Raw genomic sequence first — 14,206 nt, 5'->3', positions numbered from 1 at the left:
AGATGTATCAAGATTCTCCATCTCAATCGACAAGTCCTCCTGTGATTCGATAAGTTCGAACAAAATCCCCATTCTCCATCCCATGAAAGAGAGCTTTCCAGTTACAAATTGTCATGTTTGATCACGCAGCCTATGAATCGCATGTTATAATGTTAATCGCCAATTAGACAAAGAAGCGCGAATCAACCCATAACTGACACAGGGGGTACAAGATATATGAACAGCCAAGTCCGCCGAATTTATGTGGAAAAGCGCAAAGGTTTTGATGTGGAAGCACAGCATTTGTGCAGTGATTTAAGGGATAATCTCGGTATACGAGGGTTGGAGAATGTCCGTATCGTAAACCGATACGATATTTCCGGTATAATAGACGAAGAGTACCAACAGGCTCGCACAACAATTTTCTCTGAACCTAATGTGGATCTTGTTTATGATGAAGAACTTCCTCTTGAGTCCGGGAGCCGCTTTTTTGCCATGGAGTATCTGCCCGGTCAGTATGACCAACGGGCTGATTCAGCTGCGCAGTGCATCCAGATCTTGACCCAGAAGGAGCGGCCGACCATCTTATCGTCGAAAGTCATCCTTCTCCAAGGTCTTCTAGGGGACGATGACTTTGCACGAATCAAAACCTACTGCATCAACCCGGTCGAATCACGGGAAGCGGCGATGGAAAAGCCGGTCACTTTGGCGATGGTGTCGGAAGTTCCCGACGACGTAAAAACCTTGGATGGGTTCGTTGACGCATCTGTAGACGAATTAAAGGCACTTATGGGCGATCTTGGCTTGGCTATGAGTTTTGAAGACTTACAGTTTTGTCAGACGTATTTCCAGGGTAAGGAAAAACGAAACCCTACGATCACCGAAATCCGTGTCATCGACACCTATTGGTCTGACCATTGCCGTCACACCACATTCCTGACGAAAGTGGAAGATGTGACGATCGAAAAAGATCGCTTCAGTCAACCGATAGAAGGTGCCTATCAAGAATATCTTCGTTCTCGTCAATTTGTTTATGAAGATAAAGAGCGCGATATCTGTCTCATGGATATCGCTGTTATAGGCATGAAAGAGCTGAAAAAACGGGGGCTTCTGAACGATTTAGATGAGTCGGACGAGGTGAATGCTTGCAGCATCGTTGTCGATGTAGATGTCGACGACCATAGGGAAGAATGGCTCGTCATGTTTAAAAACGAGACCCACAACCACCCGACAGAGATAGAACCTTTTGGGGGTGCTGCCACCTGCCTCGGCGGCGCGATCCGCGATCCCCTTTCGGGACGTTCCTACGTCTATCAAGCGATGCGTGTAACCGGAAGCGGCGATCCGCGGACGCCCGTGGAAAAAACGTTGCCAGGCAAATTGCCGCAACGGAAAATCACGATCGGTGCTGCTGCCGGTTACAGTTCCTACGGCAATCAGATCGGATTAGCCACAGGCCAAGTAGCCGAAGTCTATGACGAGGGGTTTGTAGCCAAACGGATGGAGATCGGCGCCGTCATCGCGGCAGCGCCAAAAGAGAACGTGGTTCGCAAACATCCCGAGCCGGGTGATGTGGTTCTTCTCGTCGGGGGAAGAACAGGTCGCGATGGTTGCGGAGGTGCCACCGGATCCTCGAAAGAACACACGGCTGAATCTCTCTTTACTTGCGGCGCCGAGGTGCAAAAGGGCAATCCCCCCACAGAAAGAAAGATTCAGCGCCTTTTTCGAAATGCCGAAGTAAGCCGGATGATTAAACGATGCAATGATTTCGGCGCCGGTGGTGTCTCTGTTGCCATTGGCGAACTTACAGAGGGATTAGAAATCAATCTGGATGCAGTCCCTAAAAAATACGAAGGCCTTGACGGCACTGAGTTGGCCATCTCCGAATCGCAGGAGCGTATGGCTGTCGTCGTATCGGCTGAAGATGCGGAGCACTTCTCCCGATTGGCCCGTGAAGAAAACCTGGAAGTAAATCTCGTGGCCAAAGTCACCGGGGACCGTCGCATGAAAATGTTCTGGCGGAATCGACCGATCGTCGATCTAAGTCGTGATTTTCTAGACACAAACGGTGTCAAACAGTATACAAATGTCCACGTCAATGCACCGGAAGGGGAAGCAAACTATTTTTGCAGCCTGCCTGAGGCGGTACAGAGAGAACTTCCGGACCTGCGCAAAGCTTGGTTAGCGAACCTGGAAGACCTGAACGTTTGTAGTCAAAAGGGGTTAGTAGAACGATTTGACAGCACCATCGGTAGCGGAACCGTACTCATGCCTTTTGGAGGAAAACATCAAGCCACTCCTGCTTTAGGCATGGTGTCCAAAATCCCTTCCTTGCATGGAGAAACGACAACGGCCACAGTGATGTCCTACGGTTATAACCCGCAGTTGGCCAAATGGAGTCCTTTCCATGGCGCCCTCTATGCTGTTGTGGAAGCGGTCTCCAAAGTAGTCGCTTTAGGAGGCGACTATCGTCGTGTTCGCCTCACATTACAAGAGTACTTCGAAAAGCTCGGCAAAGACGCAACCCGCTGGGGGAAGCCATTTAGCGCCCTCCTCGGAGCTTTCCTTGCCCAGAAACAATTGGGAATCCCAGCTATCGGTGGTAAAGACAGCATGTCGGGTACCTTCTTAGACCTGAATGTGCCGCCGACTCTGGTGGCTTTCGCCGTCGGTATCTTGAAGGCGAACCAAACCGTTTCACAGGAATTTAAACAACCCGGCAATCCGGTAGTGCTCATTCCAGCGGCACGGGACGAACAGGAAATTCCCAACTTTGACGCTCTAATGAGAAACTATGATAAAATTTATGAACTCATCGGCACCGGGAAAGTGCGGGCCTCTCACACAGTTGGATTCGGAGGAATTGCAGCCGCTATCAGCAAGATGGCCTTTGGCAACCGCATTGGTGTAGCTTTCAAAGATACCATTGAGGCGAGTGAGCTATTCCGCGCCGACTACGGTTCTATCATTCTTGAGATGGACGCCGGTATAGATCTTTCCGATGCCTTTGGTACGGTGCCTTTTGTTCAACTGGGCCGTACCTGGGAAAGAGAAGCAATTGAATATAAAGGCTGTGCAATCGGCCTGGAAGAAGCGTGCCAATCCTGGGAACAGCCACTCGAAAAGATCTTCCCAACCTCTGTAAAAACCGCTCCTGGTGAAGTGAAACAGGTCGTCTATGGGGAACGGAACTCTCATCGACCGGCTGTGAAGATCGCCAAACCTCGGGTATTCATCCCGGTCTTCCCGGGAACGAACTGCGAATATGACACGGCTCGAGCTTTTGAAAAAGCGGGCGCCATGACTGACACTTTGGTCATTCGGAACTTGACACCGAGTGACGTGGAAGAATCGATTCAAGCCATGGTCAAATCGATCGAGTCCGCCCAAATTGTCATGATTCCCGGTGGTTTTAGTGCCGGCGATGAACCGGATGGTTCGGGGAAATTCATCGCTACTATGTTCCGAAACCCTCGGGTGAAAGAGGCTGTCTCGGAACTGCTCAAACATCGTGACGGTCTGATGCTCGGTATCTGTAATGGATTCCAGGCGCTGATCAAACTCGGTCTCGTGCCTTATGGTGAGATTATTGACATTACGGAAGACTGCCCCACATTGACGTACAACCAGATCGGACGTCACATTTCCTGTATGACCCGGACAAAGGTAGTATCCACCCTTTCTCCTTGGTTTGCCTCGATGAACGCTGGTGATATTCACACGGTTGCCCTTTCTCACGGCGAAGGAAGATTCGTGGCTCCTCCAGAAGTTCTCGACCGCTTGCTCCGCAACGGTCAGGTGGCTACACAGTACGTCGACTTTGACGGCAAGCCTGTCAACGATATTCGCTTTAACCCCAATGGCTCTTTTGAGGCCGTCGAAGGTATCACGAGCCCAGACGGCCGTGTTCTCGGTAAAATGGGTCATTCGGAACGCATGACGAATGGCCTGGCTCTGAACGTACCGGGCGAAAAGGATCAGCCCATCTTCGAATCAGGTGTCAATTATTTTAGAGCTTAATAAAAGAGAAAAGAACCGTCCCATTTGGCTGACAAAGCCTATGGGACGGTTCTTTTATTCGTCTTTCGAAATCGAGCCTAATTGCGCCTCCGTAGCCCGAATCAGATCAGCAGGGGAGAGGATGATTTGGCAACCCCGTATTCCAGCACTGATCGATATCCTCTCCAATTGCTCGATCTCGCCTTCCACGTACAGGGGGTACTTTTTTCTCGTACCTAACGGAGAAACGCCGCCTCGGATATATCCGGTAAGTGGCTGCACTTCTTTAAGGGCCACCATCTCTACTTTTTTATTTCCGCTTAAGGAGGCCAGGGATTTTAAATCCAATTCCTGATTTCCTGGGATACAAGCTAGAATAACCCCGGTTTTATCACCTTTGGCAACGAGGGTTTTGTAGACTTGACGGATCGGAAAACCGATTTTTTCTGCTACCGTGCCTGCCGACAAATCAGATTCGTCTACCATATACTCTTTTAACTCGTAAGGGATTTTTAATTGATCTAGCAACCGGGCTGCGTTCGTTTTTCGAGGCATGGCGATCCTACCCTTTCATAAAACGGATAATGTCTATATAGGGATAAAGGTAACACGATTTGAATGGTAGGGCAAAGGGGATGATAGTATTCCGACTCTTCCTAAAACATAATTCCCGTTTCTTTAGAGGAAACAGATAGTCTTTGTAGAATGTGAACACTAATCGTTATTTCTTAAGAAAAACGTGGTAGATAGAACGGAGGAGTTAGATTTGGAAATGGCAAAAGTGAATACGATTCGTCTGATGGCGGAAAAAAAGGACGAATTGCTGCAGCAATGGATTGAATTGCATTTGGCGAGTCTATCTTTACGCAAGGACATAATCGGAAACGAAAATCTGTACCGTCAGTCGAGAGATTTTATCGATGCCTTTGTTCAAGCGGCCGAAGGGGCTGATTTTGAAGATATTAACAGAGTCGAATGGACTACCGTTCGTAAAATTTTAGCAGAGATATCAACGAATCGTTCCCGTCAGGGCTACTCTCCTTCGGAAACGGCTAGCTATGTTTTCACACTCAAAGAGGCAATCATCCGCTTGCTGCAAAAAGAATACGGTGTGCAACCGGATGTACTCATCCAAGAAACGTTAACTATATCAAAAATATTAGATAAACTAGGGCTCCTTACCTTTGAGACCTATTCAAAAGCCCGAGAAGAGGTCATCTATCGTCAGCAGCAAGAAATGTTAGAGCTGTCCACACCGGTAATCCAGTTGTGGGACGGCATCCTCGCCTTACCCCTCATCGGTACGCTCGACAGCGGGCGAACGCAAGTAGTTATGGAGAATTTGTTGCGTGGGATCCTGTCCACCAACTCTGATGTAGCGATCCTCGATATATCCGGTGTGCCTACCGTCGATACTTTGGTGGCTCAGCATATCATCAAAACGGTCAGTGCTGCCCGGTTGATGGGGGCCGAATGTATCATCAGCGGTATCCGGCCTGAAATTGCGCAAACGATCGTACAGTTGGGCGTTGATCTGTCGATGGTTAAGACGAGAGCCACTTTGGCCGGTGCCTTGAAATTGGCTTTAGATATGCGAAAATTGACGATCGTTCAAATTGGAAAGGCATAGGGGGAAGAGATGTGGAGCGAATTCCCATTATTAAAATGGGTCCTTTTCTCCTGGTGACGATTCAAGTGGACATGCACGATCGTTTGGTTATGGCCCTACAAGAGGACCTAACAGAGATGGTCAGTTCTAATGGCGCTCGCGGTGTCTTAATCAATATCTCTAGCCTGGACATGGTCGACTCCTATATTGGCCGCATGCTAGGTGGAATTGCTTCGATAACCAGCTTGATGGACGCATATACGGTCGTCGTCGGGATGCAGCCTGCCGTGGCAATTACGATGGTAGAGTTAGGAATATCGCTGCAGGGAGTCATGACAGCCCTCAATGTCGAAAAGGGAATGGACTTATTGCGGTCTAAATTGAAGTTAGCGCCGGAGCAAGATCATGAAATTGACCGTGAAGAGTGATAGCTTGGTCGTAAAAAGTCCCCAGGAAATCATATTAGCGAGACAAAAAGTACGAGAATACGCTCGTTCGCTTGGATTTAATCTAGTTGATCAAACTAAGTTGATCACGGCTACTAGTGAGCTTGCCCGTAATATGGTGGAGTACGGCGGCGGTGGCATCGTAGTCATTGAACACATTGACGATCAAGGACAAAAGGGTTTGCGGGTGACTTTTGAAGATCAAGGCCCTGGTATTGCCGATTTGGAAATGGCCATGCTGGATGGCTTTACCACCGGAAACGGCTTGGGTCACGGCTTACCCGGTGCAAAACGCCTAGTCAATGAGTTTGAAATCGACTCAAAAATAGGTCTCGGTACACGGGTCTCCATCGTTCGGTGGGCTTAAAGAGAATTCCCAAGCTTCAAAGATAAAAGGATGTTAGGCCAATGATTCAACACCGAATCTTTTCCGTTTACGAGTCAAGTCAAATTGGTGAGGTTCGTCGTGCTGTAAACGAGATGGCTTTCTCCATGGGGTCCTATGAAGAATCGGCAGGGCGGGCTGCCATCGTAGCGACAGAACTTGCTTCCAATCTAGTGAAACATGCCACCGGCGGCGGTGAGATTCTTTTACGGCAACTGGGCCATTATAAATCGTTTGGGCTGGAGATTATCAGTGTCGATCATGGTCCAGGAATCGAAAATCCGAGCCGCATGATCCTTGACGGCGTATCAACGGCAGGGACGGGAGGAAACGGCTTAGGTGCTGTTCGACGACTCTCACAAGTCTTTGATCTATACACGATACCTCAGAAAGGTACGATTGTCCTCGCCCAGTTGTTTGAACGTCCTTGGAACGAAGAAAAAAGCTACCTCCAGATAGGTTCAATCATGCGGGCAAAACCGGGTGAAGATGCTTGTGGTGACGGATGGTCTTTTCAGCGCCAGGACGATAAGCTACATCTTATCCTGTCTGATGGACTGGGGCATGGAACAGAAGCGGCTGTAGCTTCCCGTGAAGCGATTCAATGCTTTCACTCTAACGAAGTGTCTCCGGGAGAGTACATTCAAAAGATGGATATGGCCTTACGCCATACGCGGGGAGCCGCTGTGGCTGTCGCCTCCATAGATTTGCCCAGACAAAAAATCGCTTACGCTGCTGTAGGTAATATCTCCGGGCGGATCATCTCATCAGAAAAAGTTGTTGGATGCTTATCTTACAATGGGATCGTAGGCCTGAACGCCAACCGTTTTCAAGAAATCGAATACTCCTGTCCTCCTAAGGGGTATTTGATATTACATTCTGACGGAATATCTTCCCGCTGGGATATTAGTCAATACCCGGGAATCATCAACCACCATCCGTCCCTTTTGGCAGCGCTGCTGTACCGTGATCATGCTCGCGAAACCGATGACGCAACCGTTGTTGTCGTTCAGCAAAGGTGAAAGTATGAGCGTTTATTTGATTTCGAACTTACTCGTCAAGTTCGAGCAAGACATCTTGATGATTCGCCAACGAGCTCGGGATATCGCCTCTATGGCTGGATTGACAGACCATGATCGAACTCGCCTGATCAGCGCTGTTTCCGATATCGTTCGGAACGTTCTAATGACCGGCGGTGGAGCGGTAGAGTTTGCCGTTGTCGAAAAAGAGTCTAAACAATACCTTCGGGTCCTCGTCCGGGGACAGGAAGACTTTTTTTCGAACTCTACAAGCCGGAATGAACGTCAGGGGCAGGGGGTTCATTACGAAAATCTGGTCGATGAATTCTCTATTCACAACGAGCCGGGAAGAGGTTCGGTAGTTCTGTTGTGCAAAGCTATACCAGCTCAATTTTCGCCCGTCACAGAACAGAGTGTCTCTCGCTGGGTACAAATGCTGGAAAAAGAGAAGCCGCAGACGGCCCTGGACGAGATCAAGCAACAAAACCGGGAACTCACGCAAGCTCTTGAACTGCTCCAACAACAGGAAACAGAGCTTAAAAGACAGTTGAGTGAAGTCCAGCGTCTGAACGTAGAATTGAAGTTTGCCAAAGAAGCTGCCGACGCGGCAAATCGGGCAAAAAGCGAGTTTCTGGCTACGATGAGCCATGAGATTCGCACCCCCATGAACGGTATTATTGGGATGACAGAAATATTGCTTCAGTCTCCTTTGAATGCTGAACAACGTGATTTTGCTTCAGTCGTTCTCAACTCAGCGGGTTCCTTGTTGAGCATCCTCAATGATATCCTCGATTTTTCGAAGATCGAGGCTGGAAAGCTAGAACTTGAAAAGACGAACTTTAACCTTTATGAATTTATCGAGGAGACGGTACATTTATTTGAAGGAAAATCCCGCGAAAAAGGTTTGGTCTTAACAAGTGATATTCGCATCGACAAAACCTGTGTGGTCCAAGGGGATTCGGTTCGGTTGCGTCAAGTTTTGTTTAACCTGGTTGGGAACGCGATTAAATTTACAGAGTCCGGTCATGTCCTGGTAAAGGCGACTGTTGATAGAGAAGAGGGAAGGTCGTTACAAGTCTGTTTTGAAGTGTTCGATACGGGGATCGGCATCCCCGAAAATATTCAAGGTAAACTGTTTTATCCATTTACCCAAGCAGACAGTTCTACAACCCGCAAGTATGGCGGAACCGGCTTGGGCCTTTCCATCGCTAAACGATTGGTGCAATTATTAGGGGGGTCTATCGGTTTTCAAAGCAAAACAGGGTTAGGGTCTTGCTTCTGGTTTACGGTCCCTTTGGAAAGAGGAACTGAAAAGGTAGTCGACATTTCCCCCCTTGTTGACCCAATTCGTGTAGATTTACCGGTACTGCTTATAGAAAATAATCCAGTCAACCAGAGATTGACGACACACCAATTGAAAAAGTTTGGCCTTACTGTACATACTGTCAACGATGGGGAAGAGGCTGTTCAGGCGCTAAAGAAGCAGCATTATGGAATGATCCTTCTGGATTGCCAGATGCAAGAGACCGATGGATCTAAATGGGTCGAATCCATTCAAAGACTTAAAGATGAAAACGGAGACCGTAGACCGATTGTGGTCATGGCGACCACAGAACTCCAAGGAGACCGGGAAAAGTGTATTTCTATGGGAACCGATGATTGCATCGAAAAACCGGCGACGATGGTTCAAATTAGTGAAATGCTCCAACGATGGTTGGGTAAAGACGATAAGGGCCCGACAAATAAATAATTATAGCCCTGGTTTCTAACCGGGGCTAACAATTTTTGAGTGCTATTGTTCGCAATATTTTTATTATAGAAAATATTTTATGTATACAATATTTCGCTTATAATAGTCTCAAGCGCCATGAGTTGTCGCGAACTGCGGTAAGCGCCTCTTTCACAAGGATAGACTGGTAATGATTTTTAAGTGGATAGATTTATGATATCAATGGTCTGACCACTATACCACTAGACCTTTTGTGGAATGGGTTTTACTGCAACCCACCCAGATTGGGGAATATTGCAGGGGGTGCAAGTGTTGAACATTGTTGTGCTCGTTAAACAAGTTCCTGGCACAGACAACGTCAAAATGGATCCAGAGACAGGCGTAATGATCCGTAGCGGTAAGGACACCATTATCAATCCGCTCGATGAAAACGCTCTGGCCGAAGCCATCCGGATTAAAAATTCACACGAAAATGTGAAAGTTACCGCAATCAGTATGGGTCCTGACTCAGCGATCAAAGCGTTAAAGGAAGCAATCGCTATGGGTGCCGATGAAGGCGTGCTGATTTCCGGACGGGCTTTCGCCGGCTCAGACACGATCGCTACTGCCAAAGCGATTGCCGCTGCTATCAAAAAACTTGATTCAGTCGACCTCATTGTTTGCGGTGAACGGGCGACAGACGGTGAAACTGGGCAAACCGGTGCCATGATTGCCCATTATCTGGACATTCCTGTGGAGACGTATGTTTCAGCCATCGAAGTAAAAGAAACGAGCGCTATTTTGAAGCGGACCGTCGAGGGCGGCTTTGAACGAATTGAAGTACCCTACCCGGTTATGGCTACAGTCAACAAAGACATCAACGAGCCTGGTTTCCCGACCTTAAAAGGAAAACTGCAAGCAAAACAAAAAACCATCCCTGTTTATGGACCAGAAGCGCTTGGCCTCGAACCGGCAGAACTTGGTCTCAAAGGCTCCCCCACCCGGGTTGTAAAAGTATTTAGCCCAAAACTATCCCGGGACACGATTATGAAAAAAGCGAATGGCACTACAGAACCGGTTGACGAACTGATCAAGTTCCTATCCGGTAAAGATGTCATCTAGGAAGGGGGAGCAAAAACATGTCGACATATGTAAATACAAGTGTTCAACATGAAAATGAACTTTCTCAATATAAAGGTGTCCTCGTTCTGGGTGAACAGCGGGACGGCAAGATCCTTTCCGTTACGTTTGAACTGTTGACTCGAGGCCGTGCCTTAGCAAACGATCTTGGCTGTGAACTTTCCTGTGTACTCCTAGGAGATCACATCGATAATTTGGAAGAAGTGGTCAAGCGGGGTGCCGATAAAGTCTACTTCATCAAAGACGCCAGCCTAAAAAACTTTCTGCCTCGTCCCTATAGCAATGCCATCGTGAAGCTTTGCCGGGAACTGAAGCCGGAAATCATCGTCGCTGCAGCCACCACTACTGGCAGGACCGTGATGCCTCTGGTAACGTCCAAACTCGAAACAGGCCTCACTGCCGACTGTACTGAACTGACTATCGATCCGGAAACAAAAATTCTCCTTCAAACCCGTCCCGCTATCGGCGGAAACATCATGGCGACCATTAAAACCCCGAACCACCGTCCACAAATGGCCACTGTCCGTCCCAAATCGGCTAAACCAGCTCCCATCGATCCATCCCGGACTGGCGAAGTGATCGTTAAAGAATACGAAGGCGCTACCTTCTTCACCCCTGAGAAGTTTCTCGAGTACATCAAAGATACCACCCAGGAAGTCAGCATCGAAGAAGCGGACATCATCGTAGCCGGTGGAAAAGGCATGAAAAACGCTGACGGCTTCAAGATGGTAGAGGAGTTGGCACGCATTTTAGGCGCTGGTGTAGGTGCTACTCGCGACGCTGTCGAACTGGGTTGGACCACATACCCGCACCAAATCGGTCTTTCTGGTAAGACGGTTTCACCGAAACTTTACTTCGCCTTTGGTATCTCCGGGAAAATCCAGCACTTGGCAGGCATGCAGACTTCGGAAGTCATCGTCGCTGTAGATAAAGATCCGGATGCTCTAATCTTTAGAGTGGCTGACTACGGTATCGTGGGAGACGTCTTTGAAGTCGTTCCCATGTTGATTGAAGCCTTCAAAAAACTGAAGGCCAATGCCTAATCGCAGGGGGTGTTGAGTGATGCAATTTAATAAAGTGACTGATAAAATCGTCGCCGAATTAATCTCCATCTTAGGTCAAGCCAACGTGATCGTGGAAGCAGAAAAGATGGAAATGTACGCCAAGGATGAGGTCTCTGATCGTCTTTGGGAAAAGATGCCTGAAGTTGTCGTCAAACCGGAAAACACTCAGCAGGTATCGGAAATCGTCAAGCTGGCTAACCGGGAATTGATACCCATTACTCCCCGGGGTGCTGGATCCGGTCTCGCCGCAGGCGCCGTTCCCCTTCAAGGCGGTATGGTTCTGTCCTTGGAGAAGATGAACAAGATTCTCGATGTAGATACGGAAAACCTGTTCATGGTCTGCGAACCGGGGGTTACGACCGGTGAAGTTCAAAAAACGGCAAAAGAACAGGGCCTACTCTACGCTGGCGATCCTTGCTCGGCCGACAGCTCTTTTATCGCTGGAAACGTAGCCACCAATGCTGGCGGTAATAAAGCCGTCAAATACGGTGTTACTTCCCGCCATATCTACGGGCTGGAAATCGTCATGCCGGACGGTGAAATTGTCACCTTCGGCGGCAAAAACGTGAAAGACGTCACCGGCTATGACATCGTTCACCTCATGGTCGGTTCCGAAGGGACCCTTGGCATCGTGACTAAAGTATGGCTGAAACTTATGCCACTGCCGAAATATGTAGCCGATCTGCTGATTCCCTTTGCCGATATGCAAACAGCCATCAAAGTAGTGCCGAAGATCATGACTGCCGGGATCATCCCCACTTGTTTAGAATTTATGGACAGCCTATCGATCAAGTCGGCCGAAATGTATCTGAACAAGAAACTGCCTTATGGCGATGCTGGTGCTTATGTCATCTGCGAGGTTGACGGTACATCAGAAACGCAAGTTCAAGACGACTATGAAACCATCGGCAAATTGGCCATGGAAAACGGCGCCCTGGAAGTGTTCGTCGCCGATAACATGTCCACACAGGAACGGATCTGGAAAGCCCGGAAATGCTATGCCGAAGCTATCCGCATGATCAGCCCTGTATACTGTATGGAAGATATCGTCGTTCCCGTATCGAACATTCCCAAAGCGATTGAAGCGATCGAACGGATTTCTGCCAAATATGAATGTAAAATTCCCAGCGCCGGCCATGCCGGAGACGGCAACATCCATTGCACCATTCTTCGGGAAAACCGAGACGACCATGAATGGCATGAGCTGAAAGATGCTGTCCTGGAAGAACTCTACGAAGAAGTCTACGCTCTCGGCGGCAACCTCTCTGGCGAACACGGCATTGGTGCCAAACGGGCCAAAGCCATGGATAAACACTTGACCGATGCCCAACGCAAGGTGCTGGTGACCATCAAGAAGGCACTGGACCCTAACGGCATCATGAACCCTGGTAAAGTCCTGATTTAGTCCTGATTTAATTCCCCATCTACCCTTGCTGAATAATATATAATTCTGTTCCTGCCGCAACTCGAAAAAGTTGCGGCATTTTTATTTTCACCGAGTAAGATCACTCCACATATAGTGCAATAGATTTGCGGGGGGGTGTTCCGCCATCATACTTGGAGTGCTCGTTCATCCAGTTGCAACCCCCAATCGGAGAAGTAAAAATAGGATTTTTTTGGACCAATTAGGGCTGTTGTCTATGGAACTGGATATTACCCTTACGGTCTTTACCCCGCTTGACGTCAATTGGCGTCTAAACAAGGTGAACGGTTATGTCATGCAAAAAGACTGTCAATGGGTACGACGTATACTCCCTTTACCGACTGTCATCTATGATCGATTTTTTACCATATCCAACTATGCGGGAGTCGCCCAGTTCCGTCGATCCATTCGCCGTAGAGGTATTCCCCTTTTCAACCCGATCATCGGTAAGAAGTATGAAATCTATCGAAAACTTGCCCGGGACAAAAGGCTCGTATCTTATCTTCCCGAAACTATCCTTTTTCGCAATGAGAGAGAATTCTTTGTGAAATTGAACAAATGGAAACAGGTTTATCTGAAACCAGACGCTGGTTCTAAAGGACGAGGAATCATTCGATTAATTCAAGGAAAAAACAGGTTAACTTATGTCACGGAAGTTGGCAATAAGCAAGGTCGCTGGATGGATACGATGAAACTCAAACGCTGGCTGAAACAAGTGACCCATGGACAGAGATATATCGCACAACAGGGCTTACAACCAGCGCAGTTGAATGATCGTATTTTTGATCTGCGGATCCTCGTTCAAAGGGATTCGGAAGGAACATGGCAAGTGACTGGCGGCAGTGCCCGAGTGGCTAACAACGGTATCACCTGCAATATATGTACAGGGGCGCAGGCTATCCCCTTAGATAAGGCCTTTGAAGAAAGTGAAGTAAAAACATCTTTAGAAGAAGTTCACGATGTGAGCTTGCAAGTCGCTAAGACGCTAACCAAGCTTTATCCAAGACTTGGCGAGTTGGGTTTAGATTTTTTGATCGATCGGGACAGTCGACTGTGGTTTTTAGAAGCCAACTCCCGTCCGGGACGAATCGTGTTTCAACGGATCGGCGATCACGCCGTTCGCAGAACATCTGTTCGAAGACCGATTGAGTACGCCCTATTTTTAGCTGCAAAGCGAAAAGCTAGGTGAGAATTGTGGGGCAAATTTATTTGACCGTTCACCAGGCAAAAGAATACAACCTTCACGATGGCGATCTCGTCTCCTTTCAGGCGGGTCTCAGAAAAGTCGATGGAACGGTGCATATACGAACCAATCTATCTCGAGAAAAGTCTTTACAGGCTGAAGTATTAGAGCAAATAGGCTGGCCAAACGATGTGTCTTATCGGCTCAAATACTCGGAAATAGAACGGTCTTTTTCTATCGGACCGCTGATC

At 48.2% G+C, this 14,206-nt stretch carries 11 protein-coding genes; 10 read left to right on the top strand and 1 reads right to left on the bottom strand.

Annotated features, from left to right (window positions below; translation table 11 throughout):
• The first annotated feature begins 216 nt into the window (after positions 1–216).
• Complete coding sequence (locus H1S01_RS04835) at positions 217–3,999, top strand: phosphoribosylformylglycinamidine synthase (RefSeq protein ID WP_188038979.1); 3,783 nt, start codon at positions 217–219, stop codon at positions 3,997–3,999.
• Between the two features lie 54 nt (positions 4,000–4,053).
• Here the strand turns inward: H1S01_RS04835 and ybaK are convergent, their stop codons facing one another.
• On the bottom strand, positions 4,054–4,533 hold the full coding sequence (gene ybaK / locus H1S01_RS04830) for a Cys-tRNA(Pro) deacylase (protein ID WP_188038978.1): 480 nt from the start codon (positions 4,531–4,533) through the stop codon (positions 4,054–4,056).
• A gap of 217 nt (positions 4,534–4,750) precedes the next feature.
• On the opposite strand from ybaK, the gene H1S01_RS04825 reads away from it, so the two are divergent.
• The 9 genes from H1S01_RS04825 (at position 4,751) to H1S01_RS04785 (ending at position 13,961) form a co-directional block, all read left to right on the top strand.
• Entirely contained in the window at positions 4,751–5,608 is an 858-nt protein-coding gene (locus tag H1S01_RS04825; protein ID WP_188038977.1) for an STAS domain-containing protein, read from the top strand.
• An 11-nt stretch (positions 5,609–5,619) separates the two neighbouring features.
• Complete coding sequence (locus tag H1S01_RS04820) at positions 5,620–6,015, top strand: STAS domain-containing protein (protein WP_188038976.1); 396 nt, start codon at positions 5,620–5,622, stop codon at positions 6,013–6,015.
• Positions 5,993–6,400: an anti-sigma regulatory factor gene (locus tag H1S01_RS04815; protein ID WP_188038975.1), complete on the top strand. Its 408-nt coding sequence runs from the start codon at positions 5,993–5,995 to the stop codon at positions 6,398–6,400. The genes H1S01_RS04820 and H1S01_RS04815 overlap by 23 nt, the downstream gene beginning before the upstream one ends.
• Before the next feature lie 41 nt (positions 6,401–6,441).
• A complete protein-coding gene (locus H1S01_RS04810; RefSeq protein WP_188038974.1) occupies positions 6,442–7,440 on the top strand; it encodes an ATP-binding SpoIIE family protein phosphatase in 999 nt (332 codons plus the stop codon).
• A gap of 4 nt (positions 7,441–7,444) precedes the next feature.
• Positions 7,445–9,187, top strand: coding sequence for an ATP-binding protein (locus tag H1S01_RS04805; protein WP_188038973.1), 1,743 nt, complete (start codon positions 7,445–7,447; stop codon positions 9,185–9,187).
• Between the two features lie 291 nt (positions 9,188–9,478).
• On the top strand, positions 9,479–10,267 hold the full coding sequence (locus H1S01_RS04800; RefSeq protein WP_188038972.1) for an electron transfer flavoprotein subunit beta/FixA family protein: 789 nt from the start codon (positions 9,479–9,481) through the stop codon (positions 10,265–10,267).
• A 17-nt stretch (positions 10,268–10,284) separates the two neighbouring features.
• A complete protein-coding gene (locus H1S01_RS04795; RefSeq protein ID WP_188038971.1) occupies positions 10,285–11,328 on the top strand; it encodes an electron transfer flavoprotein subunit alpha/FixB family protein in 1,044 nt (347 codons plus the stop codon).
• Positions 11,329–11,347: 19 nt separating this feature from the next.
• A complete protein-coding gene (locus H1S01_RS04790) occupies positions 11,348–12,754 on the top strand; it encodes an FAD-binding oxidoreductase (RefSeq protein ID WP_188039182.1) in 1,407 nt (468 codons plus the stop codon).
• A 235-nt stretch (positions 12,755–12,989) separates the two neighbouring features.
• The gene (locus tag H1S01_RS04785; RefSeq protein WP_188038970.1) at positions 12,990–13,961 is read left to right on the top strand and encodes a YheC/YheD family endospore coat-associated protein; all 972 of its coding nucleotides are present in this window, start codon (positions 12,990–12,992) and stop codon (positions 13,959–13,961) included.
• The last annotated feature ends 245 nt before the right edge of the window (positions 13,962–14,206 follow it).

The organism is Heliobacterium chlorum (genome assembly GCF_014502795.1).
Taxonomy (GTDB): Bacteria; Bacillota; Desulfitobacteriia; order Heliobacteriales; family Heliobacteriaceae; genus Heliobacterium; species Heliobacterium chlorum.
This window is presented reverse-complemented; position numbering and strand designations above follow the sequence as displayed.